Source organism: Asticcacaulis sp., from assembly GCF_051954415.1.
Taxonomy (GTDB): domain Bacteria; phylum Pseudomonadota; class Alphaproteobacteria; order Caulobacterales; family Caulobacteraceae; genus Asticcacaulis.
In genome coordinates this window covers 49,001-75,172 of record NZ_JBQCHT010000003.1, presented here as the reverse complement: position 1 = coordinate 75,172, position 26,172 = coordinate 49,001, and the positions used below count along the sequence as shown (strand labels likewise).

27 protein-coding genes are annotated in these 26,172 nt (G+C 60.2%); 8 read left to right on the top strand and 19 right to left on the bottom strand.

What is annotated here, in order from left to right; genetic code table 11:
• Positions 1–5: 5 nt before the first annotated feature.
• The gene (gene pip, locus ACTHND_RS00795) at positions 6–1,007 is read left to right on the top strand and encodes a prolyl aminopeptidase (protein ID WP_440175332.1); all 1,002 of its coding nucleotides are present in this window, start codon (positions 6–8) and stop codon (positions 1,005–1,007) included.
• Here pip and ACTHND_RS00790 read toward each other — a convergent pair.
• The 7 genes from ACTHND_RS00790 to ACTHND_RS00760 all read right to left on the bottom strand — a co-directional run bounded on the left by ACTHND_RS00790 (position 1,004) and on the right by ACTHND_RS00760 (position 8,550).
• Positions 1,004–1,225, bottom strand: a complete 222-nt coding sequence (locus tag ACTHND_RS00790; protein ID WP_440175330.1) for a hypothetical protein — start codon at positions 1,223–1,225, stop codon at positions 1,004–1,006. The genes pip and ACTHND_RS00790 overlap by 4 nt on opposite strands.
• A gap of 181 nt (positions 1,226–1,406) precedes the next feature.
• Entirely contained in the window at positions 1,407–2,570 is a 1,164-nt protein-coding gene (gene rodA / locus ACTHND_RS00785; RefSeq protein WP_303827978.1) for a rod shape-determining protein RodA, read from the bottom strand.
• 8 nt (positions 2,571–2,578) lie between these two features.
• Positions 2,579–4,573: a penicillin-binding protein 2 gene (mrdA, locus tag ACTHND_RS00780; protein ID WP_440175329.1), complete on the bottom strand. Its 1,995-nt coding sequence runs from the start codon at positions 4,571–4,573 to the stop codon at positions 2,579–2,581.
• Between the two features lie 2 nt (positions 4,574–4,575).
• Positions 4,576–5,145, bottom strand: coding sequence for a hypothetical protein (locus tag ACTHND_RS00775; protein ID WP_303827974.1), 570 nt, complete (start codon positions 5,143–5,145; stop codon positions 4,576–4,578).
• 14 nt (positions 5,146–5,159) lie between these two features.
• Positions 5,160–6,359: a rod shape-determining protein MreC gene (gene mreC, locus ACTHND_RS00770; RefSeq protein WP_440175327.1), complete on the bottom strand. Its 1,200-nt coding sequence runs from the start codon at positions 6,357–6,359 to the stop codon at positions 5,160–5,162.
• 72 nt (positions 6,360–6,431) lie between these two features.
• On the bottom strand, positions 6,432–7,475 hold the full coding sequence (locus ACTHND_RS00765) for a rod shape-determining protein (RefSeq protein ID WP_090644799.1): 1,044 nt from the start codon (positions 7,473–7,475) through the stop codon (positions 6,432–6,434).
• Between the two features lie 388 nt (positions 7,476–7,863).
• Entirely contained in the window at positions 7,864–8,550 is a 687-nt protein-coding gene (locus ACTHND_RS00760) for a TVP38/TMEM64 family protein (protein WP_440175325.1), read from the bottom strand.
• A gap of 305 nt (positions 8,551–8,855) precedes the next feature.
• Here ACTHND_RS00760 and ACTHND_RS00755 point away from each other — a divergent pair, with 305 nt between their 5' ends.
• Positions 8,856–10,064, top strand: a complete 1,209-nt coding sequence (locus tag ACTHND_RS00755; RefSeq protein WP_440175323.1) for a pyridoxal phosphate-dependent aminotransferase — start codon at positions 8,856–8,858, stop codon at positions 10,062–10,064.
• Positions 10,065–10,207: 143 nt separating this feature from the next.
• On the top strand, positions 10,208–11,338 hold the full coding sequence (locus ACTHND_RS00750) for a glycosyltransferase family 4 protein (protein WP_440175321.1): 1,131 nt from the start codon (positions 10,208–10,210) through the stop codon (positions 11,336–11,338).
• Here ACTHND_RS00750 and ACTHND_RS00745 read toward each other — a convergent pair.
• From ACTHND_RS00745 to ACTHND_RS00735, 3 genes are all read right to left on the bottom strand, one after another.
• Positions 11,307–11,825: an N-acetyltransferase family protein gene (locus tag ACTHND_RS00745; RefSeq protein ID WP_440175320.1), complete on the bottom strand. Its 519-nt coding sequence runs from the start codon at positions 11,823–11,825 to the stop codon at positions 11,307–11,309. The genes ACTHND_RS00750 and ACTHND_RS00745 overlap by 32 nt on opposite strands.
• Complete coding sequence (gene arfB, locus ACTHND_RS00740; protein ID WP_440175319.1) at positions 11,815–12,246, bottom strand: alternative ribosome rescue aminoacyl-tRNA hydrolase ArfB; 432 nt, start codon at positions 12,244–12,246, stop codon at positions 11,815–11,817. Before arfB ends, ACTHND_RS00745 begins: the two co-directional genes overlap by 11 nt.
• A gap of 65 nt (positions 12,247–12,311) precedes the next feature.
• On the bottom strand, positions 12,312–12,773 hold the full coding sequence (locus ACTHND_RS00735; RefSeq protein WP_440175317.1) for a Dps family protein: 462 nt from the start codon (positions 12,771–12,773) through the stop codon (positions 12,312–12,314).
• A 252-nt stretch (positions 12,774–13,025) separates the two neighbouring features.
• Between ACTHND_RS00735 and nadA the strand changes: the two genes are divergently transcribed.
• Genes nadA through nadC form a run of 4 tightly spaced genes read left to right on the top strand, consistent with a single transcriptional unit; the run spans position 13,026 to position 16,812 of the window.
• Positions 13,026–14,114, top strand: a complete 1,089-nt coding sequence (gene nadA, locus ACTHND_RS00730; protein WP_440175315.1) for a quinolinate synthase NadA — start codon at positions 13,026–13,028, stop codon at positions 14,112–14,114.
• 5 nt (positions 14,115–14,119) lie between these two features.
• The gene (locus tag ACTHND_RS00725; protein ID WP_440175313.1) at positions 14,120–14,389 is read left to right on the top strand and encodes a hypothetical protein; all 270 of its coding nucleotides are present in this window, start codon (positions 14,120–14,122) and stop codon (positions 14,387–14,389) included.
• Positions 14,390–14,416: 27 nt separating this feature from the next.
• Positions 14,417–15,994 (top strand): L-aspartate oxidase, encoded by a 1,578-nt coding sequence (locus ACTHND_RS00720; RefSeq protein WP_440175312.1) that lies wholly within the window; start codon positions 14,417–14,419, stop codon positions 15,992–15,994.
• Entirely contained in the window at positions 15,964–16,812 is an 849-nt protein-coding gene (gene nadC, locus ACTHND_RS00715; protein WP_440175311.1) for a carboxylating nicotinate-nucleotide diphosphorylase, read from the top strand. Before ACTHND_RS00720 ends, nadC begins: the two co-directional genes overlap by 31 nt.
• Positions 16,813–16,815: 3 nt before the next feature.
• Here the strand turns inward: nadC and ACTHND_RS00710 are convergent, their stop codons facing one another.
• From ACTHND_RS00710 to ACTHND_RS00675, 8 genes are all read right to left on the bottom strand, one after another.
• Entirely contained in the window at positions 16,816–17,451 is a 636-nt protein-coding gene (locus tag ACTHND_RS00710; protein ID WP_440175309.1) for a Pr6Pr family membrane protein, read from the bottom strand.
• Between the two features lie 56 nt (positions 17,452–17,507).
• Positions 17,508–18,632, bottom strand: coding sequence for an acyltransferase family protein (locus ACTHND_RS00705; protein ID WP_440175308.1), 1,125 nt, complete (start codon positions 18,630–18,632; stop codon positions 17,508–17,510).
• A 30-nt stretch (positions 18,633–18,662) separates the two neighbouring features.
• Positions 18,663–19,646 (bottom strand): efflux RND transporter periplasmic adaptor subunit, encoded by a 984-nt coding sequence (locus tag ACTHND_RS00700; RefSeq protein ID WP_440175306.1) that lies wholly within the window; start codon positions 19,644–19,646, stop codon positions 18,663–18,665.
• A 22-nt stretch (positions 19,647–19,668) separates the two neighbouring features.
• The gene (locus tag ACTHND_RS00695) at positions 19,669–20,382 is read right to left on the bottom strand and encodes an ABC transporter ATP-binding protein (RefSeq protein WP_440175304.1); all 714 of its coding nucleotides are present in this window, start codon (positions 20,380–20,382) and stop codon (positions 19,669–19,671) included.
• Positions 20,379–21,515, bottom strand: coding sequence for an ABC transporter permease (locus tag ACTHND_RS00690; protein WP_440175302.1), 1,137 nt, complete (start codon positions 21,513–21,515; stop codon positions 20,379–20,381). The genes ACTHND_RS00695 and ACTHND_RS00690 overlap by 4 nt, the downstream gene beginning before the upstream one ends.
• Positions 21,516–21,668: 153 nt before the next feature.
• Complete coding sequence (gene pgsA / locus ACTHND_RS00685) at positions 21,669–22,289, bottom strand: CDP-diacylglycerol--glycerol-3-phosphate 3-phosphatidyltransferase (protein ID WP_090644840.1); 621 nt, start codon at positions 22,287–22,289, stop codon at positions 21,669–21,671.
• 96 nt (positions 22,290–22,385) lie between these two features.
• On the bottom strand, positions 22,386–23,639 hold the full coding sequence (gene manD, locus ACTHND_RS00680) for a D-mannonate dehydratase ManD (protein ID WP_440175301.1): 1,254 nt from the start codon (positions 23,637–23,639) through the stop codon (positions 22,386–22,388).
• Positions 23,640–23,746: 107 nt separating this feature from the next.
• Complete coding sequence (locus ACTHND_RS00675) at positions 23,747–24,502, bottom strand: FadR/GntR family transcriptional regulator (protein ID WP_440175300.1); 756 nt, start codon at positions 24,500–24,502, stop codon at positions 23,747–23,749.
• Positions 24,503–24,646: 144 nt separating this feature from the next.
• Between ACTHND_RS00675 and ACTHND_RS00670 the strand changes: the two genes are divergently transcribed.
• Positions 24,647–25,000, top strand: coding sequence for a DUF488 domain-containing protein (locus tag ACTHND_RS00670; protein ID WP_440175299.1), 354 nt, complete (start codon positions 24,647–24,649; stop codon positions 24,998–25,000).
• On the opposite strand, the gene ACTHND_RS00665 is transcribed toward ACTHND_RS00670, so the two are convergent.
• Positions 24,997–26,172, bottom strand: a complete 1,176-nt coding sequence (locus tag ACTHND_RS00665; RefSeq protein ID WP_440175298.1) for a dihydrolipoamide acetyltransferase family protein — start codon at positions 26,170–26,172, stop codon at positions 24,997–24,999. The genes ACTHND_RS00670 and ACTHND_RS00665 overlap by 4 nt on opposite strands.

Below are 26,172 nucleotides of genomic sequence, written 5' to 3'. Positions count from 1 at the left end.
AGATTATGACTGACTCTGTGACTCCCAAGAAAAGCGCGCCGGTGCGCGGCCTTTATCCTGATATCGAGCCCTATGACAGCGGTCATATGCCGACCGGCGGCAAACACAAGATATATTATGAGCAGAGCGGCAATCCTCAGGGCCTGCCGGTCGTAGTGGTGCATGGTGGCCCCGGCGGCGGCACCTCGCCCAACCTGCGCGGCTATTTCAATCCGGACGGCTACCGCATCATCCTGTTCGACCAGCGCGGCTGCGGAAAATCGACGCCGCACGCCTCGGAAGATATTTCTCTGGAAGACAACACCACCTGGCATCTGGTGGCCGACATGGAAGCCCTGCGCCAGAAACTGGGCATAGATAAATGGGTCGTCTTCGGCGGTTCCTGGGGCTCCACCTTGTCGCTCGCCTATGCCCTCACCCATCCGGAGCGCGTCAGCGGCCTGATCCTCCGCGGTATCTTCCTGGTGCGCAAATCCGAACTGGACTGGTTCTATCAGGAAGGCGCCAGCCATCTTTATCCGGACATCTGGGAAAAATTCATCGCCCCAATCCCTGAGACCGAACGCGGCGACCTCCTGTCCGCCTATATCAAGCGGCTGAATGGCCCGGATCGCGCCGAAAGCGTGCGCTGCGCCCTGGCCTGGAGCGGCTGGGAAGGCGACACGCTGTCCATCGACGGGCCGTCCGAAGTGGCGTCGAAGTTTTCCGATCCGGCCTTTGCGCTTGCCTTCGCGCGGATCGAAAGCTGGTATTTCAAAAATGGCGGCTTCTTCGAGAGCGAGAACTGGGTGCTGGAGAATATTGGCCGTATCCGCCACATCCCCGGCTGGATCGTACAAGGCCGCTATGATGTGGTAACCCCCATGACCACGGCCTGGGATCTGAAAAAAGCCTGGCCGGAAGCCCGCTTCAACCTGGTGAAAAAAGCCGGACATTCCTCCAGCGATCCGGGCATTCTCGAAGGTCTGGTGACCGCCGCCGATGAGGCCCTCGTCGCGCTGAGCTAGGGCACTGCGGGCGCCGTCCGGCCAGTCATTGCGCCATTGGCCGTGGGGTCGGCGGCGACGGGCTTGTTACCATTATCCGCGCCAGGTTTATCATGCGGCCCTGACGGCGCGATCATGACAGCGGCAATCACCAGCCCGATAATCACGAAAATCACTGCCGCCGCCCACAGGGAGCGTCGGCTTTCGGTTTTCGTGACCGGAGGTTCGTTCGTCGTCATGGGGGCAGAATATGGCGCAAAGCATAAGAAATCAGCGCGGATTTCTTCCCGGCACCGGCACGTAAAAGCCTTCAATTTGGATGAGATGCTAGCCGGCTAGCGCCGCAGGTACACTTGTACGGGGCCGCCGAGGCCTGCAAGCGCAGACTGCGACGCAGATCGCCAAAGACCTGGGTTTAACTTACTCGAAGCGCTGGAAGATGGAGGCCTGCCTCGGCAGTTCCTGATAGCGGTGAACCTTGACACCCAGCACCAGGCCGAAGCCGGTCATGACCATCAGCATGGCCGAACCACCGTAGGAGACCAGAGGCATGGGCACACCGACCACCGGGAACAGGCCCATGACCATGGCGCCATTGATCAGCACATAGAGCGCGAAGGTAGCTGTTGCGCCCGCCGCCGCCAGCCGCCCGAAGTGCGAGTGCGACAGGGAGGCCATGCGCAGGGCCATCAGGATGATCAGGGCGTAGAGCAGGAAAATGACAAAACCGCCGGCAAAGCCCAGTTCCTCGCAGACCGCCGCCATGATGAAGTCGGTATGCTTTTCAGGCAGGAAGTTGAGCTGGCTTTGCGAGCCCAGACCCAGGCCCTTGCCCAGCAGGCCGCCTGACCCCATGGCAATTTTCGACTGCAGGATGTGGTAACCGTCGCCAGACGGGTCGCCTTCCGGGTTTAGGAAGGTCAGGATGCGCTTCTTCTGGTAATCATGCAGCACGTACTGGAAGGCCAGCGGTACCGTAATCACCGCGCCCACGGCCGCCGCCGCGATGATCTTCCAGTTCAGGCCGGCCAGGATCATCACCGAGGCACCGGTCAGCGAGATCAGCACGGCCGTGCCCAGATCGGGCTGGTGCATGACCAGCGTTGCCGGCACCCCGATCATGGCGGCAGGGATCAGCAGTTTCCACGACAGGTTGGCATCCTTGGCCGAGCATTCGTGATAAAAACGCGCCAGGGCCAGCACGATGGCCAGCTTCATGAATTCAGACGGTTGGAAAGAGAGCGGCCCCAGGCTGAGCCAACGCTGGGCCCCCATGCGCACATCCCCGACCGCCTCGACCGCGATCAGCAGCAGCAGCGAGCCTCCGTAAAACCAGTAAGCCCCCATCAGCCAGACGCGCAGGTCGACCAGCGCCAGGGCGCACATCATGACCAGGCAGACGCAAAAGAAGATCAGTTGCTTATAGGCCCAGGGATCCCACTTCATGCCGCCGACACTATATAGCAGCAGGATGCCGATACCGGTCAGGCAGCACAAAAGTCCGACGAACAGCCAGTCGATCTGGGCGATCTTGCTTTCGTAGCGATCGCGTTGTCCGGGACGTGAGAGGGCGGAATCGACCATGGAATGACCTAAGTGCTTGTCGGCAAGGTATCGGGTGGCGGGGGGGCTGCGCCGGTATCGTCTTCAGGCAGCGGCACATCGCTCAGGGGCTTGTCGACCAGGTCCGCCGGATTGACGCCGATAATGCGTTTCTGAATTTCCGGGTCTTTCAGCAAGGCCATGCGCATGATTTCGCGCGCTTTAGGGGCGGCCGACGAAGAGCCCCAGCCGCCATGCTGAACGATAACGCTCATCGCGTATTTGGGCGCATCCGCCGGCGCGAACGCCACGAACCAGGCGTGGTCACGCTTTTCCCATTCCAGATGCAGGGTGGCCCGCGATCCGGACTTGATGGTATGAGCCTGGGCGGTGCCCGTCTTCCCCGCCATCATGATCGGCCCCAGGTCGAGCTTGGCAAAGCCCGCGGCCGTACCGCTGGTCACCACATCGGCCATGGCGGCCCGGACAAAGGCAATGTGATTCGGATCGGCAGCCAGATCTTCGAACTCGGTTTCCTTATAGGGCTTGCCGCCTACGGATTTGACCAGGCGCGGCAGGACGGCCTTGCGTCCGTTCGCCAGCCGCGACACAGCCACGCAGTTTTGCAGGGCATTCACATTGGTAAAACCCTGTCCGATGCCCATGGACGGCGTTTCGCCGGGCTGCCATTTGGGATCCTTGGGACGCCAGGGCTTGCTGCCATCGAAATAGGCCCGCTTCCAGGCCGTATCGGGGACCACGCCCGCTTTTTGCCCGTCAATGCCGATATCGAAAATCTGCCCCAGGCCGAATTTACGCGCCAGGGCGGCGATCTTATCCGGTCCCACCGCCAGGGCGCACTGGTAAAAATAAACGTCGCACGAGGTGACAATGGCACCGTGCAGGTCGAGCGTGCCGTGATGGCCGTCACAGTGGAATACGTGGTTGCCGAACGGAAAGATCCCGTTGCAGGTATGGGTGGTCTTGGGGTCGAAGCCGTTTTCCAGCGCCGCCAGCGCCACCAGAGTCTTGAAGGTCGAACCCGGCGGATAGGTGCCGGAAAGCGCCTTATCGAGCAGGGGCACGCGATCATAATCGTGCAGCAGCTTGTAGGCGTCGCTGGAAATGCCCGAAACGAACAGGTTGGGATCGAAGCCCGGACTGGAGGTCATGCACAGGACTTCGCCGGTGTGGATGTCCATCATGACGCAGGAACCGGAATCCTGACCGAAGACCTCGATGGCGCGCTGCTGGATATCCGCATCGAGCGTCAGGACGATATCCTTGCCCGGAACAGGTTCGATCGAGCCTTCGTCATCCTGCGCCACCACCTTGCCGCGCGCATCGACCTCGACCTTCTTGCCGCCGGCCACGCCGCGCAGGTCCTTGTCGAACGCGCGTTCGATGCCGGTCTTGCCGATGCGGAAACTGGGGTGGTGCAACAGGTTGAAATCGGTTTCCGAGGCGTTCTTTTCGTTGTCGAGGTCCTTCTGGTTCACCTTCGAGACGTAGCCGACGACATGCGAGAAGGCGCCGCCGTAATAATAGGCGCGCATTTCATCCATGTCGGCCACTACGCCCGGAATATCGTTGGCGTAAAGACTGACCTTGGAAAAATCCTCCCAGCTCAGATCACTGGCGATGATGGTCGGCACCGACCGCTGGTTCTGGTTGATATCGCGCAGGATACGACGCCGGCTCGCCAGGGTCTGCGGCAGGACGTAAGAGACCTGGTCGAGCGTATCATCGATGTTCTTGACCTCATTGGTCTCGATCATGACACGGAAGGACGGGCGATTGCCGGCGATCAGCTTGCCGTTGCGATCATAGATATTGCCGCGCGGCGGCGTTATCAGGCGGAAATTGTACTGGTTGGCGGCCGACAGTTTCTTGTACTTGCCACCCTGCACGATCTGCAAATGCGCCAGCCGCCCGGTGAGTGCGAACATGCCGAAGGCCACCAGCCCGCCCATCAGGAAGATGCGCCGGGTAAACATACCCTGGCGTTCGTTGACATCGGTAAAAACGAGTGACGGTTCAGCCATCTTCACATGAACCTGACATCAGAGTGAAGGTACTTCTCAAGCAAAATGAGTACGAACGGAAACATCAATGTGGTGGCGAATGCCTGCTCGACCACGCCCCACAGGCGGGCCACCGCGCCGGTATCGATAAAGGTCAGCAGGACGCAAAGGCTGAAAAAGATGAATTCTGTCAGGAGAAAAAGGCCAAACAACACGATCCATTCCTGGCCGATCAGGTAAGTCCGGGCCAGGGCTAGTACGCCATAGACCAGCACCAGGCTGAACGTCCAGAAGCCGAGCGGCGCCCCCCAGAAAAAATCAAGAAAGAAACCAAGCGCCCCCAGGACAAAAGGGGCGATGTAGGAAGGCCGGATCAAAGGCCAGGCGAAGGCCAGGATGAAAGGCGACACCGGCTCAGGCAGGTAAAAGCCGAAGGGCTGGAAGGCCGTGGCAAGAACAATGGTCAGGGCTACGCTCATCAGGGCCGGCGCCAGAATCCAGTCCCAGGGCGTGATCACCTTGGAAGCCATGCTGGCCCGGACGCCGCGATTGATCACCGTGCCCCCGAACGGACGCTTTCTGGGCCCCAACATGCCCGGCATCTTCATCAGTTTTGTCCTGAAGGATCGGCCGCCGGCGTCGAAGGCGGCACATAGGGTTTCAGTTCGGGGGTTACCGGCGCGGCGGCGGAGGCAGAGGCCGGCCGGGAGGTGGCTGCGGAAGACGAGGCAGATATAGACGGCTTGGATGCGACCGGTTTCGGCTTCGGTTTCACGACGGCCGGCGTCGCGGCAGAACTGGTAGCGACCGCGGCGGCTGGTTTTACAGTCGTAGCGCTGCTGGCTGTGGCGGAAGATGACGTGGCTGCTGAGGACGCCGCCGGCTGAACCGCTGGCAAAGCGGGCGGCGGCAACACATCACTGACCGGCGGGGCGCGCAGGATGGTATCGGCATTAGGCAGTTGCGAGAAGTCCTTGAACAGCAGGACTTTCACGAAATCGATCGCCGAACGGTTGGAATAGAGCCGGACGCGCCAGACATTATCGACACCCTTGACCGCCTCGCCGACCGGCAGGCCGCGCGGAAAGACGCCCCCATCGCCTGACGACAGAATCTGGTCGCCAACCTTGACGCTGTCCTTGCCGCGCACGAAATCGAGCTTGGGATAGCCGCCGCCGTCGCCGCTCATCATGGCACGGGCGTCGGAGCGCAGGATCATGACCGGCACATGGCTGGTCACGTCGGTCACCATCAGCACACGGCTGACATCTGGCGACACCCCGACCACACGGCCGACGAGGCCCTGGTCGGTAATGACCGGATTGCCGAAGGAGATCTTCTTGTTCGAACCGGCATCGATCAGGCGATTATTGGCGAACGGTCCGCGCGATACGGCCACCGAACGCGCCGTCACCGTCTCGACCGGCGGTTCGGTGCGCAGGTTGAGCAATTTCTCGTAGCGCGTATTGATGTCTTTTTCTTCGATATACAGGTCGCGGTACTGCGTCAGTTCAGCGACCTTCATCTTGAGCTTGCGGTTCTCACGGATGGCGAAGAAATAATCGTCGAACCAGTTGGTGCCGTCGCCAATCTTGTGGACTGGATAGGCCAGGACCTTATCCGGGAAGCCGGCCACGGTATCGAAACCCGCGCGGTTGGCATAACCGGAGGAATCGACCTCCTCGCGGCGGTCTCCCAGGAACAGCAGGGCCGCCACGACACAGACCAGCGCGACCACCCCCATCACGGCCCATGTCATAGGCAGTTTGAGGTGTTCGAAGTGTCCCGTCTTGTCCCCGTAGGCCACGCTACAAAATTCCTTAAAGCCGAAGCGGCAATATATGTATCAAACGATCGCCGCCAAATTATGACGCTGTCCTCAGGACATGGTGGCGTCAAGGATGCCCTTCATCCAGCGCGGATGCTCAAGCACGCGGCCGCAGCCGATGGCGACGCAGGACAGCGGGTCTTCGGCGACGGAGACCGGCAGGCCGGTCTGGTCACGGATTTCGATGTCGAGGCCGCGCAGCAACGCGCCGCCGCCGGTCAGCATGATGCCCTTGTCGGCGATATCGGCAGCCAGTTCCGGCGGCGTGGCTTCCAGAGCCACCTTCACGGCATCGATGATCTGCGCCACCGGCTCGGCCAGGGCTTCCGCCGCCTGGCGCTCGGAGATACGCACTTCGCGCGGCACGCCCTGCATCAGGTCGCGGCCCTTGACGTCGATCGCCAGGCCCTCGCCATCATGCGGCACGCGGGCGGTGCCGATGTCCTTCTTTATGCGCTCGGCGGTGGTTTCGCCGATCAGCAGGTTGTGATTACGACGCATGAAGTTGGTGATCGCCTCATCCATCTTGTCGCCGCCGACGCGGACTGACTTGGAATAGACGATACCCGATAGCGAAAGCACGGCCACTTCCGTGGTGCCGCCGCCGATATCGACCACCATCGAGCCGGTCGGTTCGTGGATCGGCAGGCCGGCGCCGATGGCGGCCGCCATGGGCTCATCAAGCAGGCCGACGCGGCGCGCCGAGGCATTGAGGCAGGAGTCGTTGATGGCGCGGCGTTCCACCGCCGTGGCGCCCGAAGGCACGCAGACGATAACCTTGGGATTCACGAAGCCTTTGCGGTTATGCACCTTGCGGATGAAATACTTGATCATTTCCTCGGCGACTTCAAAGTCGGCGATCACGCCATCGCGCATCGGGCGGATGGCTTCCATGTGGCCCGGCGTCCGGCCCAGCATCTGCTTGGCCTCGATCCCAACAGCGTGAACCAGCTTGCGGCCACCAACATTACGCAACGCCACGACCGACGGCTCGTTCAGCACGATCCCGCGTCCCTTCATGTAGATCAGCGTATTGGCCGTGCCAAGGTCGATGGCGATGTCGTTGGAAAATCCGCCGAAGAAGGACTTGAGCATTGAGATAAACTACCTTGGTTCTTGAGGTGGCTCTTGGCGAGGCCGGTTTTTACAGTGGGGCGAACCCCGTAAGGTGTAAGGAAGGCATTTTGGGGGCAATCCGGGCAGCGGCTGTGGAACAAGGCCAGATTGCCTTGAATCATCAGGTTTTCACTACCGGAAAATTCTCACTTGCCCTTATTGGAATCATATTTCAAGGGGGTTGAAAAAAAAGATAGTTTCACCCTACAAGCGAAATAGTTAACCATCTGTTTTCAATGAAAAACCTGCATGGAAACAGCCGCGCGATCACATAAAATGTCATCTGCTTCGCTTCGAGAATTTGCGCCCTGCCGGCCTGCGCCATATTCCGGCGCATACGTATATAAAAGCGACTCTTTACCGCCACTCAGTCCGTGGCCTGCTGGCGGTTCTTGGCCGCTTCGTACACCTTGCGCGCCACCAGCATGAGACCGAGCCAGGCGATCGCAATAACGGCCATCAGAAGCGCCATCTTCCAGTTGCCGCCCTTCACCGATGCGAAAGACGATCCAAACATGGCCACCAGGGCCGTCTTCGGAATGATGCCGAGCGCACACCCGGCAACAAAGGGCAGGAATGGCGCCCGCGAGGTGCCAAAGGCCATATTGACCACAATAAATGGCGCCGACGGAATATTGCGGACGATGAAGGAGGCCGAAAACGCATTGCGGCCGATATATTCCGACAGGCGGCCGACATGGTTGCCGCCCAGCCGCTTCATGACGCCCGCGCCGGCGAACCGGCCCATATAGAAGGTCATGACCGCCGAAAGCACCGTGGCGATCCAGCTATAGAACCCGCCCCACCACGGCCCGAAGGCCACCACGCAGGCGGCGATCAGCACGAACTGCGGCGCCCCAAACAAGGCGGAGACACAGAACACCACAATAACAATGACCACGGCCATCGGTGAATTGCGGTACTGCTCCATCCACACTTCGAGGCTCTTGAGGATTTCCTGGCCCCAGGCCGATTTACCGATCAGGAAAACCGCCACGACCAGGGCCAGCAGGACCAGGCTGCCCCACAGGGCGCGCACGGCCTTGGCGTCCATATGCAGGAACAGACCTGTAACGCGTCGCCATAAATGTTGTAGTCGAGTGTGCATTGCACGCTGTATGTCTGCAAAGCTATGCTTCGGGCAAGTAAATAAGCTGCAAAACCGCGTTTTTAGAAACAGTTGAAACCGGTTCAGCAGCCAAAGCCCCACAGTTCCCCAAATTCAGACAATAGCCGGAAAGAAATTCACTAATGATGGATGATGACAGTTGGACAAATGAACGCGTGCGAGTAAAGAGGGGCCTGCATTTTTCCCTCGGTTCCGCTTCCGGGAACCGCCTTCCACCTGTGAGCACCCCCATGGCCGATTTCTCCGAATCCGATACGCTGAAGCGCGTGAAACCCTCCCCGACCCTCGCCGTCACCGCCAAGGCGCGTGAACTGGCCCGCCAGGGCAAGAAGGTGATTTCGCTGGGCGCCGGCGAACCTGATTTCGACACCCCTGAAAACATCTGCGACGCCGCCATCAAGGCGATCAAGCGCGGCGAGACCCGCTATACCGACGTCGACGGCATCCCCGAACTGAAGGCCGCCATCGTGGCCAAGTTCAAGCGTGAAAACGGTCTGGACTACAAGACCACCCAGGTTTCGGTGTCGCCCGGCGGCAAGCCGGTCATCTATAACGCCTTCATGGCCTCGCTGAATGTGGGCGACGAAGTGATCGTGCCCGCGCCCTACTGGGTCTCCTACCCTGACATGGTCCTGCTGGCCGGCGGCACCCCCGTCTTCGCCGTGGCCGGCATGGAAACCGGCTTCAAACTGACACCGGAGACCCTGGAAGCCGCCATCACCCCCAAGACCAAGTGGCTGATCCTCAACTCCCCGTCCAATCCGACCGGCGCCGTCTATACCGCCGCCGACCTCAAGGCACTGGGCGAAGTGCTGAAGCGCCACCCGCAGGTCTGGATCCTGACCGACGACATGTACGAACACCTGCTGTTCGACGGTATGGAATATGCCACCATCGCCCAGGTCGTGCCGGAACTCTATGACCGCACCCTGACCATGAACGGCGTATCGAAAGCCTATTCGATGACCGGCTGGCGCATCGGTTACTGTGCCGGACCTGAGCCCCTGATCAAGGCGATGTCCAAGATCATTTCGCAATCGACCTCCAACGCCTGTTCGATCGCCCAGTGGGCCGCCGTCGAGGCGCTGAACGGCACGCAGGACTTCATCGCCCCGCGCGCGGCCGCCTTCCAGAAGCGCCGTGACCTGGTCGTCGCCATGCTGAACAATGCCAAGGGCATCACCTGTCCGAACCCGGAAGGCGCCTTCTACGTCTATCCGTCGATCGCCGGCTGCATCGGCAAGACCGCGCCTTCGGGCAAGGTCATTACCAGCGACGAAGATTTCGCCGGTGAACTGCTGCAAACCGAGGAAGTCGCCGTGGTTCATGGCGCTGCTTTCGGCCTGTCGCCCTTCTTCCGCATCTCCTACGCCACATCGGAAGCGGTCCTGACCGAAGCCTGCTCGCGGATTCAGCGTTTCTGCGCCAGCCTGAAATAGGCTTTTGCCGAAACTGAAAACCCAAAGGCGCGGCTGGATATCCGGCCGCGCCTTTCTGTTTATACCGTATAAGATGTGTGCAAGCCGGCGCAGAATAAACTTGCGCTTGCCCTGCCTTGAAAAACAAGGCAAGCAAGGCGCAAATGACGGGTTTCTGGCAGATAACATGGCTGATTCCGCCGGGTTTGCTGCTGGGCGCCCTGGCCGCTTCGGCGTTTGTCAGCGCCCTGCTCAGCATACTGGTGGTGAAAGGCGGTCCGGTCGATATTCCGCGTGAACGCGGCGCCCATTCCGATCCCACCCCCACCAGCGGCGGCCTCGCCATCATGGCCGCCTCGGCCCTGGTCATCGGCCTTACCATCAGCTTTTACGGCCATGCCATTCCGGGAAGCTGGCGCGATGGCCTGATCCTGTTCGGCTTCGCCAGCCTGATGGGGATTTGCGGCGCGGTAGACGATGTAGCTGACCTGCCGGCAAGCTGGCGGCTGGCTTTCCAGATCGGCCTTTGCCTGGTCTTTGCTTACTTTTACCGCGTGACGGCGCTTGATTTCGGCCCCGGCGTGATTGTGCAGGTGCCGCCTGTCATTGGCCTCCTGGGCAGCGCCGCCTGGCTGATCCTCACGCTCAATACGATCAATTTCATGGACGGTTCGAATGGTCTGGCGATCGGCGCCCAGACCATCGCCCTGCTGGTCTTCGCCGGCCTGATTCTGCTGATGGCCCCTTTAAGCCTGTTCGGCGCCTATCTCGGCGTGGTGCTGCTGATCTGCGTGTGCGTGGCCGGTGCGCATCTTGGTTTCGCCCCGTTCAACCTGCCGCCGGGCAAACCGCAAAAAGCTAAAGCCTTCCAGGGTGACGCTGGTTCGATGTTTGCCGGCGCTCTGATCGGTGGCGCCACCCTGGTGGTCAAGGCTTACGGCGTGGGCTCGGTGTGGTTCGGCGGCTTCCTGCTGGCGCCGTTGCTGGTCGATGTCGTCCTGACTCTGATCGTGCGGGCGCGCAAGGGGCAAAACGTCCTCAAGCCGCATAAGGAGCACCTGTATCAGATCTGGCTTCAGCACCGCGATGGCTCCCACTGGCGACTGGCCCTGCGCGTCTGGGCGCTGTGCCTGTTTTCAAGCCTGGTCGGCGTAGGGGCGCGCCTCGTGGACCGCATCTATCACACCGACATCCGCTTTTTCGCGCTGGTGGCGCTGATTGCCGCCTATACCGTCGGCTGGCTTGTCTTGCGCAAACAATTACTTATGCGTCCGCTGTTAAATAAAGCGCCATAAGCAAATCATCGAGATAGGGCCTGCCGTTGCCCTGCCAGACCCGGCCTTTCAATCTCCCTTCAAAAACAAAGCCCAGCGACTGGTAAAGATCGATCGCCCGCCGGTTATCCTCGCGGCAGTACAACTCGATGATGCGAAATTTCGGATTGTCCTTCGCTGCGGCTATGAGGTGTTCGAACAGAGCCCGCCCGATACCGCGCCCCTGCGCCGCCGAATCAACGGCCACGGTCAGGTTGGTCAGGCAATGGCCCAGTTGCCGCGTTTCCGACGGCCAGGCATGGATTTCAGCCAGCATGAGGCCATCTTCCCTCTCCGCCACCAGCGAAATGCCAATCCGCAGGCTGTTTTCGAGATTATGACGGATATAGGCGTCAGTGATTTCATCCTCGCGGCGCAGAAGCCCGCCACCCTGGCGAGCGGTCGCGCGATAGACCAGATGAATGCCCGCTTCATCGGTCAGGCTGGATGGTCGGATTTTATAGCTCATCCGTATCCTCCGGCCGTTTGCGGTTGGACTTGACAGTGGAGCGAATGGCCTTGCCCTCAAGGCGCCGCCGCACCGCCCCCTTGGTCGGTTTCGTAGCAATGCGCGGCGGCGGCGGCGGCGCGGCGGCCTTCTGCACCAGTTCGACAAAACGCGCCAGGGCAGCCTTGCGATTCATCTCCTGGGTACGGTGCGTCTGTACAAACAGCACCAGTTCCCCCTCCTGCGTCACCCGCCGGCCACCGAGCCTGATCAGCCGCTGCTTGACGTCATAAGGCAGGGTCCAGTTATTGGTGATCGAGAAGCGCAGTTCGACGGCCGTGGCCACCTTGTTGACATTCTGCCCGCCAGCCCCCGACGACCGCACGAAACTCTCGTGCAGTTCTTCATCAGGCACGGATATGCGGGGCGTGATAAAAACCATGTGCGCAGATAGCAAAAAGCCGCCCGGCTGGATACAGCAGGGCGGCTTTTAATTCTTTGAAGACCTTAGCTCTGCAGCGATGCCTTGATCATCCACAAGTGCTTTTCGTGGGCGGTCAGGCGGGTGGTGCAGAGATCGGCGGTCGAAACATCGCCGGCGTCTTCCGCCGCTTTCACCGCCGCTTTCAGCGTGGCGACAACGGTGGCGTGGTCCTTGGCGAGGTCTTTCAGCATGTCCTGGGCTGAAGCCGTCGGGTCACCATCCTTGATCGAGGTCAGGTTGCCGAAAGCATCCGAGCCCATAGGCGCGGTCTGGCCGAGGGCTCGGATACGTTCGGCGATTTCGTCGATCGACGTCCAGATTTCGTTATACTGCTCTTCCAGCAGCAGGTGGAGGCCGCGGAAGTTCGGGCCGACCACATTCCAGTGATACCCATGGGTCTTTTGATAAATGGTGAAGGTATCGGCCAGCACCTTGGATAGTTCAAGGCCCACTTTCTTGCTGTTGTCGACGCCGGATTCGCTCATGATATCTCTCCTCAGATAAGGGGGTTCGTGTGATGGCTCACATATGAGAATACCGCCATAAAGATACAATGAGGGAAAGGCGTCCAGTCGAATATTTCCCCTGCAAGCATATTTTGCCGAAAGCCGTTAGAAAGAGGAATTGTCATAAAACGTGATGGTTGATGAACGCAAAGGGATTGCAATATCCGGACATCGGATTATTTTATGCAGACCTTATGCTAAAATTGAGCATAAGTCATCTGGAGAGAAACGATGGCCGATACGGCTGCCCATCTGGAATTCACCCCGGCAATCGAAGCCGAGACCGCGGATATCTATGCCCGTCTGAAGGACAAGGTATCACCGCTGGAGTGGCAGTTGCAGGCCCCGTTGATCCACGCGATCAACGCGCTCAAGAAAGACATGAACGCCGTCATCCTGGCGCATAACTACATGACGCCGGATATCTTTCACGGCGTCGGCGACTATGTCGGCGACAGTCTCGGTCTGGCGCGCGAAGCCGCGAAATCCCCGGCTGATATCATCGTCCAGGGCGGCGTGCATTTCATGGCCGAGACCTCCAAGATTCTGGCGCCGCAAAAGACCGTGCTGATCCCTGATCTGCGGGCCGGCTGTTCGCTGGCCTCAAGCATTACCGGCGAACAGGTCCGCCTGATCAAGCAGCGCTGTCCCGGTTTGCCGGTCGTCACCTATGTCAATACTACGGCCGATGTGAAGGCCGAAACCGACATCTGCTGCACCTCGGCCAATGCCGTTCAGGTGGTCGAGCATATCGCTGCCGAATGGGGCGTCGATACGGTCATCATGCTGCCGGACCAGTTCCTGGCGAAAAATGTGGCGCGCCAGACAAACATCAAGATCATCGCCTGGGCCGGCGCCTGCGAGGTGCATGAGCGCTTCGATGCGCAGGATATCGCCGATGTCCGCGCCGCCCATCCGGGCGCGATCGTTCTGGCCCACCCGGAATGCCCGCCGGAGGTCATTGCTGCCTCGGACTTTACTGGTTCGACCACCGCCATGGCCGATTACGTAACGCATAACAAGCCAAAGCAGGTGGTGCTGATCACCGAATGCTCGATGGCCGACAATGTGACGGCCGATGCCCCGGATGTCGAATTCCTGCGTCCGTGCAACCTGTGTCCGCACATGAAGCGCATCACCCTACAAGGCATCTATGACTCCTTGCGCTACCATCAGTATGAGGTGACGGTCGATCCCGCCCTGATACCGCGCGCGGCGCTTGCCGTGCAGCGCATGATCGATATGCCGCCACTGAGAACCCCCGCTCGTTACAATATGATCAAGGCCAGGCATCATATCGATGTCGAGATGATCAGCTAGTCCTAATGCCTACAATTCAGGACTTCCGCGACTATATTCGCCGGACCAAGCTGAAAGCAGCAGATCAAGGTTTGTCTGTTGTACGACTTGATGCCGAAGGAATTCTCATTTGTGTTGCCGGCCCCTTGCATAGCCTCACCAATGCTTCTTTTTCCCGAAGAGTTATGGAAGCCGATTTTTGCCAAAAGGCTATGCAAGCCGAGATTGGCCCCGACGACCAGGTTGTTGTTACGAGTAATGTAAAAAGCAACTTGACTGTCGACTACCAAGTTTAGTTTGTCATTCGACAATAGGAGGCCACCTTGGCCGAAGTCTATATTCATAATGGACCGCTGGTGATCGGCGCGGGACTGGCGGGCTTGAGCGTCGCGCTCAATACTTCGCCCCATAAGACGCTGGTGCTAGCCCCCGTGGCGCTTGGCGTGGCCTGTTCCTCGGCCTGGGCGCAGGGCGGAATCGCCGCGGCGCTCTCCCCCGAAGACTCCCCGAAAGACCACGCCACCGACACCATCAATGCCGGCGCCGGAATCGTTGATGAACTGGCGGCCCAAACCCTGACCGAAGCGGGCCCGCAAACCGTGCAGCACCTGAAAGCCATGGGTGCGCCCTTCGACCATAAGCCGGACGGCTCCTTCGTGCTCAACCGCGAGGCTGCCCATGGCCTGGCCCGCGTGGCCCGCGTCGGCGGCGATCTCGCCGGCAAGGCCATACTCGAAGCTGTCGTTCATCAGGCGCTCAATGCGCCGCATATCGACATCTGGGAACGCGCCCATGCGCTGGGTCTGATCAAATCCACCGATGGTACAGCGGTCGGCGCCCTGGTGCAGCACGCCGACAAACTGGTTGAGGTCTTCGCACCGGTCGTGATCCTGGCCAGCGGCGGCACCGGCGGCCTGTTCGCCGTCACCACCAACCCGGCCAACCTTCGTGGTGAAGGCATGGCTATGGCCGCACTGGCCGGGGCTGAAATCGCCGATCCGGAATTCGTGCAATTCCACCCCACCGCCCTGAAATTCGGCCTTGATCCCGCCCCCCTGGCGACCGAGGCCCTGCGCGGCGAAGGCGCAACCCTGATCGACAAAAACGGCCATCGTTTCGTTTTCGATGACCACCCGGACGGCGAACTGGCCCCGCGCGATATCGTCGCCCGCGCCGTCCACAAGGCCGACCAGAATGGCGGCGCCTTCCTCGACGCCCGCACGGCGATCGGCGAACACTTCCCGGCCGAATTTCCGACCGTCTTTGCCTCCTGCATGAGCCAGGGCGTCGACCCGCGCACCCAACCCATGCCGGTGGCACCCGCCGCGCACTATCATATGGGCGGTGTCAAAACCGATATTTTCGGCCAAACCACGCTTCCCAGCCTTTATGCCGTTGGCGAATGCGCCTGCACCGGCGTGCATGGCGCCAATCGCCTGGCCTCCAACAGTCTGCTGGAAGCCGCCGCCTTTGGTGAGCGCGTTGGCAAGGCGGCCACGGCCGATTTGCCCGCCGCGTTTTCACCGGATATGGCCGCTGCCCAACGCCCTGCCCTGCCGCCCTCACTCAGCGAATCTGACCTGAAGGCCCTGCGTGACGGCATGGCCCGCGACGCCGGCGTGGTGCGCAACGAGGTCGGCCTGACACGGCTGCTCGACCTGCTCACCCATCTGGATGCTCGCTATCCCGGCGCCCTCGCCCTGGTCAGTGCCCGCCTGATCGCAACTTGCGCCTTGCATCGGCGCGAGAGTCGCGGTTCACATTACCGCAGCGACTATCCGCAAACCGAAGCGGTCGGCGCACGGACCTTCACAAACTGGCCAGAAATCCAAAATGCAGGCCAGAGCAGAACATATGGGGAGTTGAGTACATGTACCTCACCGGATTGCCTGACCTCCTGATCGAACCGATCATCCGCGACGCCCTGAAGGAAGACTTAGGCTTGGCGGGTGATGTCACGGCCTCGGCGGTCATCCCCCCCAAGGCGCGTTTCAAGGCCGAATTCCGCGCGCGCGGCGCCGGCATTTCCGCCGGCATCGATTGCGCCCGCCTGGCCATGAGCCTGATGGACCCGCAGATCCGCTTCGAGACCCTGCTCCCCGATGGCAGCGCGGTCAACAAAGGCGATGTCATCGCCCGCATCGAAGGCAATGCCCGCGCCATTCTGGCCGGCGAGCGCGTGGCGCTCAATCTTCTGTGCCACCTCTCTGGCGTCGCTTCGCTGACGGCCAAATACGTCGCCGCCATCGACGGCCTGAACAGCCGCATCGTCTGCACCCGCAAGACCACGCCTGGCCTGCGCGCCCTGCAAAAGCACGCGGTCAAGTGCGGCGGCGGCTACAGCCATCGTTACGGTCTTGATGATGCCATCCTGATCAAGGACAACCACATCGCCATCTGCGGCGGCGTCGGCCCAGCCATGGAACGCGCCAAGGCGGCCGTGGGCCACACCATGAAGATCGAAATCGAGGTCGACAGCATCGCCCAGCTCAAACAGGCCCTGCCCTATGGCCCGGACGTGTTGCTGCTCGATAATTTTTCGCTAGATATGTATGCTGAGGCGGTAAAATTGGCGAAGGGCAAAGCGATTCTGGAAGCCTCCGGTGGCGTCAGTATGGAAACGGCGCGCCAGATTGCCGAGACCGGCGTGGACGTCATTTCGGTGGGCGCCCTCACCCATTCGGTGCCGAATTTCGACATCGGACTGGATGCCGTATAGGCTTTAGCCGTATTGGCGCTTTACCCAGCCTGCGATCTTGTCGGTAATCACCACGACCGGTCCGGCAATCAGAAACAGCACGACAATGCCGGTAATGCCGCTGATGAGTTCCTGCCGCGTCAGGGCCGGATCGAGAAAGGGATACGGCACCTCGTGCACGAAGACCCAGCGAATATATACGAAGACCAGATAGGCCGCCGGGGGAACCAGCCACCACAACAGGGTCTTGAAGCGTGCCTTACCATTGGCGCTGGCCAACCACCAGGCAACCATCAGGCCCGGGGTGACGTAATGCAGGATCACATCGCAGACCAGGAACAAGCCCTGCGGCGACCATAGCGGTGCCAGGATGAAATGATAGACGATGCCCACGACCAGCATGAGCGTGGTGATCGCGCCGCCTGTGCTGCGTCGGTGGAACCAGGGCAACAGAGTCGCCGGCAGCAACTGCGCCGCGTGGCTGATCACGGCGGCGATATTGGACAGGATGGTGAAAAACGAAAAATAGAACAGGACCGACAATCCGAAACTGCGGCCCGCCGCCATTGAGGCCGGGATTGTCAGGGCGAATTGCAGTATCAGCCCGATCAGGCCAATCAGCAGTCCCCCGCCTGCGATAATCCGCGCCAGTTTCTTCATGCCCCCTCCAAGCGGCTCACCTCCGACCGACATGAGTTTAGCGATATTTTCTAGGTTTAGATACCGCCCTTGACGAAGGAAAGCTTTGACACCCACTGGCTGAGTGGCTTGTCGACCAGGGCATCGAAAAGGAAGGCCACGGTAACGGCCGCCAAAACGCCCGCGCCCCACAGTCCCCATTGCATTGGCGCGTTCAGCGCGAAATGCGCGATCAGTTTCGGACTGATGCCGAACCACACGGCCCCGACCAGCGAATGGGTGAGGAAAAGGGCGAAAGAGGCACGGCCCATCCGGTGGGTAACGATATTTTCGTGGAAGGTGACGCCGCCCGAAACCGCCAGCACACTCCCTAACAGGACAAGAATAAGGCTGTCGATCGCGGAATTGCGCGGCAGGAGGCACAGGCCGCTGATAGCTACGAATGCACCGGCCAGACTAATCCAGAAAACCGCTTTCGATACCCTGAAGCCCGCCGTCATACGCTCGATCAGATTGCCCAGCAGGAACAGCGGAATGGCACGCAGAAGCGCCCAGCTAAACGGCAGATCGACAAAAGCGTGGTGCGCAAGCGTCAGTGCCAGGCCATGCGCGGCCAGGAGAACAACGACCGACAGGCCGATCATTACCGCCAGGCCGCGTTTGTAGACATAGGGAATATAGAGGCTGAACAAGGCGTAGCAGACCAGCAGGACCGACAGTGTCCAGGTCGGGGTGTTCCACGATTCCGCGTGCATCATGCCCCAGCCGTGAACCAGGAAGGCCTGGGCAAAGAAATCCGCGGCGCCATACTTTTCAGCATGGTTAGGCGCGAAACCAGCCGCCGAGCAAGCGATAACAAAGGCACCGAACGCCAGCAGTACCAGAATATGCGACGGCCACAGGCGGGCGAACCGGCGCAGGAAGAAGTGCGTGCGGCGCATGTGCGAGGTCACCAACCGCTGGCCATAGGCGCGCGACAGAATATAACCTGAGAGGAACAGGAAGAAATCCGTCGCCAGCCAGCCCTGTTTGAAGATCGGGAACAGGCTGGCGAGATCAACCGGCGCCGTGCTGCCGTAGTGGAACAGCAGGATAAAACTGGCCGCCAGGAAGCGCAGCACATCCAGGCTGGCGCCGCCGGCCCTGGGCTGGACATCGGTCGCATGATGGCTGCGCGGCATGGCAAAAGAGAAGGGTTTCACCCCTTCTCTTTACCACCTAACCGTTAAAATTTAGGTCTTGGCCGGCGTAGCGGGTTTGGGCGCTTCGCGCTTGATACCGGCCTTTTCGCCCGGCTTCATGAACTTGACCAGAACGCGCTGGCCGATCAGGAAGGGGGTATTATCGGCCGAAACCACGACCTCGACCACGCGTTCATCGCTGGCCTCATTGCCACCGTCGGATTTCAGCTTGCGTGCGCCAAAGGTGGCGGCGATACGCATGACCTTGCCGGTATAGATTTTCGACGGATCGGCTTCCGGAATGATTTCAGCTTCCTGCCCCACCTTGACATCGGGGATCGAACTTTCGACGATTTCCGAGCGGATGATGTGCGGAATGGCCGGCTCAAGGTCGAACATAGTCGACACGTTCAGGGTCGATGCGCCTGCGCCAGGATTGGCATAGCGGCGGATGATCTTGCCATCCATCGGCGCACGAATAATGGTCAGGTCCTGCTGATATTCCGCCTGGGCCAGTTGCGAGCGCGCCACCGCCACGGCGGCCTGCTGGGCCTCCAGTGTGGCGCGGGCGCTGTCGATGGCATCACGCGCCTGATCCAGTTTCTGCTGGGCCACGAAATTGGTCGGCGCCAGCTTTTCCAGACGGTCATATTCGCGCTGGGCGGTGCGGATCTGGACCTGTGTCAGGGCCAGGGCCGACTGGGCCTGATTGACCGAAGCGCGGGCATTATTTACCGCCAACAGCGTATCTTCGTCTTCCTGGCGGGCCAGAATTTGCCCCTTGGTGACCATATCACCTTCCTGGACATAGACCTGCTCGACGATGCCGGCGCGGCGGGCGGCGACTTCGACCACGCCGCCGTCGACATCAACCTTGCCAGCCGCGATGGCCGCGTAGGGCGACGGCGGCGCCTTGGCCGCAGCCGCCTGGCTGCCGCCGGGTGCGCCCGGCTTCTGGCAGGCGGTAAGCGAAAAACCCGTCAGGGTCAGAAGACCAAAAGCAATTGCCGTTGAGGCGGTGAATTTACGAGACATTGTATTTCTCTGTTTCAAAAATTTAAGCGATGACGGGTGGTTCGGAGATCATGGTGTCGCTCAGGATCTTGCCGTCTTCCATGTGAATGACGCGGTCAGCATAGGCTTCAAGACGCGGATCATGGGTCACGACGACCACGGCCGCGCCCCGCTCCTTGGCCGCCTGATGCAGCAGTTTGATAACCACCTGGCCGCTGACCGAATCGAGCGCCGATGTCGGTTCATCCGCGAAGATCAGTTGCGGCATCTTGGACAAGGCACGCGCGATGGCGACCCGCTGCTTTTCCCCGCCCGACATTTCGGAGGGCTTCTGCTTCAGGCGGTGATCCAGTCCGACCGAACCCAGCACCTCGACAGCACGGCGATGCGCTTCGGGCTTTTTCACCTTCTGGTACTTCAGCACCTGCTCGACCTGCTGAGTGGCATTCAGCGACGGGAACAGGTTGAAGCCCTGGAAGATGAAGCCGCAATGATCGAGGCGGAACCTGTCGATCTTGCCGCGCTTCTTCTTCCACAGGTTTTCGCCCAGCGCGATGACCTCGCCCTCGTCGGGCTTCATCAGCCCCGAAAGCGCGGCGATCAGCGTTGATTTGCCGGAGCCCGAAGGCCCCATCACCATGGTGACCTGGCCGTGATAGGCAGTGAAATCGACCCCCTTGAGAACCTGTTGTTTCAGCTTGCCGATCTTGTAGCCCTTGGACAGGCCGATGGCGTTCAGTGCGAGTTTACCGGTCATCTTAGCAGGTCCGCGGGTTGGCTCTTTTTCAGGATGCCGAGCGAGAACAGGCCCGACAGGATGGCAATGATCATAAGCATGATGGCGACCGGGATATCGAGGAAGAGCGGGAAATCCATCGGCACGCCGCCCACCTTGGCCAGCATGGCAACGCCGCTGATGAGCACCACCGTCAGGATAAGTCCTGCCACGCCAACCCAGAAGCTCAGTTCAATAATGATAAGCCGCAACTCCCCCATCGATACGCCCAGGGCGCGCAGGCTTGCGAACTCCTTGATATTGGCCAGGATGGCGCCCTGGAGGGTCTGCCAGGTGATGACGATGCCGATAAATACCCCAACCAGCGCCATGAATCCGACCATGATGGCGATGCCGCCTTCCTTCATCATCCCCATTTGCGAACTCTTGGATAACTCCTCACGCGTCCAGGCCTTGAACTGGCCGGCCCCCATGACATTCAGTTCGGCCGCCACCTGTTTGGCCCGTGTCGGGTCTTTCAGCTTGACCAACAGCGGCCCGACGCGCGGACCATCATCGGCGACATAGATCAGCTTCGCCGTCTGGTAAGAGGTGAAGACCTGCGTGTTGAACATGTTGGGATAGCCATCGACCACGCCGGCCACGGTGACGGTGCGGCCATTCATCTTGGCCTTGTCACCCACCTGAACGCCCAGCTTACCGAGGCTCGTACGATCGAGAATGACGGCGAACGGTTCTTTCAGGGCTTCAATGGTCGCATCCGAAAAATCGTTAGGCAGGGTCACCGCGCCCTTGACCGGATCGACGACGACAACGCGCACGCCGTCCCCCTTGGCCGGCTGGCCATCCTTGGGGAAGTTCGACCACATGGCCCAGTTCATGATCATAGGCTGAACTTCGGCCACGCCCGGATGCTGGTACACCATCGGAATCATGCGGCGCGGCTGGCCGGAATCGCCAAACAATCCTTCCGCCTGAGGCGGCAGGATCAGTATCTGGGCGGGCGACTTGTCCACCGTAGCGGTGAAAGACAGGGCCATGCCCATGAACATACCGGTCATGGCCAGCACGAGCAGCCCGGCAACGGCCAGGGCGATCACGGCCGCCAGATACCGTCGCCATTCATAAATCAGAGTTGATAGAGCTAGGGACATATTACCACTTTTAGGTGCGCAATGCACGATGATGGCAACATCTATAAGTTTTCGATAAAGGTCTAATTAAATCGGCGTAACATAGGTTGCCGTTGCAATCTGTTGTGTTAAAGCCGCGCCTTGAAATTGTCCGCATTCGAACACTGGCAAGGTTTACAGGTCTTTCCAGGCGGCGATGAAGTAGGCAATGCCCGTCCATAGCGAAATGATCGCCGCGATCCACACCAGCGCATAGCCGGTCATCAAAACAGCCGTCGAGCCATCAGGCTGCAAACCGAAGGCCGACCAGGCATCGGCGAACAGCAAAACGCCCAGCGCGATAAGCTGGATGGTCGTCTTGACCTTGCCGAGGAAACTGACCGGCACCTTGACGCCCTTGGCTGCCGCCGTTTCGCGCAAAGCACTGACGGCGAACTCACGAAACAGAATAAAGGCCGCCGGCAGGGCGAACCACGGATCACCCGAATGTATGGCGAAAACGCCCAGGATCGTGCCGCACACCAGGATCTTGTCGGCGATCGGGTCGAGAATGGCGCCCAACTGGCTTTCGGCGTGCAGCTTGCGGGCCAGAATGCCATCAAACAAATCAGTCAGGGCGGCGATGATAAATACGTAGACGCTCCAGCGCTGCATCCCGAACAGCATGTCCGATTGGGCGTTCAGGAATGGAATCCCGCCCGCCATGCCGGCCAGCAGCACGAAGATAACGACACCGAATACCAGGCGCACACCGGTCAGGAGATTGGGGATCGGATTGACGTTTTCGCCGGTCATGCTGTCTTGCCTTAAGGAAATGCGTATTTTCAAAGCATACTAGACAAGAAAAACCGTGCGCCAAAGCCTTTTATCGGCCGCGGCGCGCTTTGTGTCCTACCAGTTCCACATCGTCCCGTCCTGCAGACGCGCGACGGGCAGTTGCATGGGCTGGTAGGGGTATTTCGCCGCCAGGGCCTCATCAATATCGACGCCATGGCCCGGTGTATCACCGACCTTCAGGTAGCCATCCTCAAACTGGTAATCGTGAGGGAAGACGGCGTCCGTTTCCGGCGTGTGGCGCATGTATTCCTGAATACCGAAATTGGGCACCCAGGTATCGAAATGCAGGGCCGCGCCCATGCACACCGGTGACAGGTCGGTGGCGCCGTGCGAGCCGGTGCGCACCTGGTACATTGAGGCGAGATCGGCGATGCGGCGCAGGTGGGTAATGCCGCCGGCATGGACCACTGTCGTGCGGATGTAGTCTATAAGCTGGTTCTGGATCAGATCCTTGCAGTCCCAGATGGTGTTGAAAATCTCACCGACAGCCAGCGGCGTCGTGGTGTGCTGACGGATCAGTTTGAAGGCTTCCTGGTTTTCGGCTGGCGTCGCGTCCTCCATCCAGAACAGGCGGTAAGGTTCGAGATCCTTGCCCAGGCGCCCGGCCTCGATCGGCGTCAGGCGATGGTGGACATCATGCAGCAGTTCGATACCGAAGCCATGGACGTCACGCAGCTTCTCGAACAGCTTCGGCGCGAAATTCAAATAAGAACTGGTGTTCCACAGGGTTTCGGTCGGCAGGGTGCCGTCGGCGGGCTCGTAGTACATATCGCCGCGCCCGACACCGTAGGCCCCCTTGACGCCCGGAATACCCGATTGCGCCCGGATCGCCTTGTAGCCCAGGCTCATATACCGCCCAACCTCATCGACCGTATGTTCGATATCGGAGCCATTGGCGTGGCCATAGACCAGCACCCCGTCACGCGAGCGGCCGCCGAGCAGTTGGTAAAGCGGCATTCCCGCCAGCTTGGCCTTGATGTCCCACAGGGCGGTATCGACCGCCGCGATCGCAGACATGGTCACCGGACCGCGCCGCCAGTAGGCGCCGCGATAAAGGAACTGCCAGATATCCTCGATGCGCTGGGCGTCCTTGCCGATCAGGTTGGGGATAACGTGATCCTGGAGATAGGAGACGACCGACAATTCGCGGCCGTTCAGCGTGGCATCCCCAATGCCGTAGACGCCTTGGTCGGTCTCGATCTTCAGGGTGACGAAGTTACGCCCAGGCGAGGTGACGATAACGCGTGCCGCCCGGATAATCGCGGAACTGGAATGGACTGGCTCGCTGGTGATTTTATTCAATTGCATGGATATGGACTTGGCTGATCTTGGCTGATTTGGTCTGACAAAGTTATCTGATCAATATACACAGGGCAGGACTGCGAAACAAGCTGCAATTCCTGGAGAACCACAGTTTATCTCCCCAGGCCGGCCTGTCCGCGCAGGCGGGCCGTCTCATCACGGACGCGGTTGATCGCATCCGTTTCAGTCACAACCAGCAGGTTTTCGATAACCCGCCCCAGGTGATCGCGCATCGCATTACGTGCGGCGTCAGGATCGCGCGCCGCAATGGCATCGATAATGGCCCGGTGATCGTCGATCAGCGGCTTGACCCCGGCCGAACGCGAGCGTCGCAGCATTTCCATGGCCAGAGGCGAACGCTCGCGCACCTCCCAAAGGGTCTTGACCACTAAATACAGGGCATCGTTCTGCGTGGCGCTGGCGATACCGAGATGGAATTCACGGTCTGCCGCCTCATCATGCGTCAGGGTCTCGCCGGCATTATTCTCGTCGATCATCCGGTTGAGAATCGTCTCAAGTTCGGCGATTTCTTCATCCATGGCCATGGTGGCCGCGATAGCTGCCGTCTCCCCCTCGACCACGCGCCGGGCCGCTGTCAGTTCGAAGGCGCCGATATCCAGTTCGCTGGTAGCCAGACCATTTGCCGGCGGCGCCGTGATATAGACGCCCGATCCGCGCCTGGCGGCAACCAGGCCCAGGATTTCCATGCCAATCATGGCTTCGCGGATGGTCAGGCGGCTAACCTGGAAACGCTCGACAAGAACCCGTTCCGGTGGCAGGCGGTCGCCTTCGCGGAATCGTCCCGCAGCAATGTCCGCCTGCAGGGCCGCGATAATATTCTGATAGAGCTTCTGATTATCCGCCGCCATGAACCTTGAGTTCCCGTCGTCCGCCAAGTGTAAAATCGATTCGTAAATATATCAGACCGCCATATCAGTCCAATTCATTTCAATTTGAAGCGAGTCACGCATCGGCAAACCGGATATATTGCGACCTCACCAGGAAAGCGCCGCATGTCCCTGAATATCAAACGCGTCTACGAACCGCCGGAACCGGAAGATGGTCAGCGCCTATTGGTGGACCGCATATGGCCGCGTGGCCTGAGCAAGGAAAAGGCCGCGGTCGACGTCTGGCTGAAGGATGTGGCGCCGACGACAGAACTACGCAAATGGTTCAACCACGATCCGGCGCGCTGGCAGGCGTTTCGCGCCCGCTATGCCGCGGAACTCGACGCCAGTCCCGAAACCGTAAAGATGCTGCGCGACCTGGTAAAGAGTGGAAAAACCACGCTTCTCTTCGCGGCGCACGATCCGGCGCACAATAATGCCGCTGCCCTCGCCGACTATCTGACGGGCGGATTGCCTTAAGCGATAAACAGCAGGGCCGGCTTTTCGATCAGACGCTTCAGGCGCTGGACGTATGAGGCCGCGTCGAAGCCGTCGATGATCCGATGATCGAAGGAAGACGACAGGTTCATCAAGGTGCGGATCACCACCTGACCGTCCCGGACCACCGGCCGTTCGACCAACTTGTTGGGGCCGAGGATCGCCACTTCCGGCGCATTGATCACCGGCGTCGCCGCTATACCGCCAAGCGTGCCCAGACTGGTCAGGGTGATGGTCGAACCACTGAGGTCTTCGCGGCTGGCCGTACCATCACGGGCGGCTTGGGTGACGCGTGACAGTTCGCGGGCGCAGCCCCACAGGTCGAGGCTTTCGACATGACGGACCACGGGCACGACCAGGCCATTCGCCGTCTGGGTGGCAATGCCCATATGGACGGCATCATATGTGCGCAGGATGCCGGCATCGGCATCATAGCGCGCATTCACATTGGGAAACTCCGCACGCAACTTCACCACGGCCAGCATGAAGAAGGGCAGCAAGGTCAGTTTGGGCTGATCAGATTTGCGGCTGTCGTTCAGTTCCCGGCGCAAGCCTTCCAGGTTGGTCATGTCGAATTCTTCGACATAGGCAAAATGCGGGATATTGCGCTTGGATGCCTGCATTTTTTCAGCGATCTTGCGGCGCAGGCCGACAATGCGGATTTCGGTCACGCCATCGGACGTGACGGGGGCGATTTCCGGCTCGGCATAGGCATCGAGATCTTCAGGCAGGACGCGCCCTTCCGGTCCCGTACCGGTCACGGACGACAGGGGAACCCCCATCTCATCGGCGCGGTGACGCGTAGCCGGCGCCGCCAAAGGCGCAGGTTTTGAAGCTGCGGAGGCCGGTTTTTCGGCTTGTACCGGCACTGTTTCAGGCTTTGCTGCCCCGGCAGATGCCGCTTCGCCATAGCCCGCCACGTCCAGCTCCACCAGAACGGAACCGACCGGCGCGAAATCACCGGTTTCGCCATGAATAGCCAGGACCGTGCCGGTGACCGGAGAGGTGATCTCGACCGACGCCTTGTCGGTCAGCATATCGACCAGCGGCGCGTCTTCCTTCACGACATCACCGGCCTTGACATACCAGGCACCGATTTCCGCCTCGGCCACGCCTTCGCCGACATCGGGCAGACGGAAGAGATAGAGGCCCAT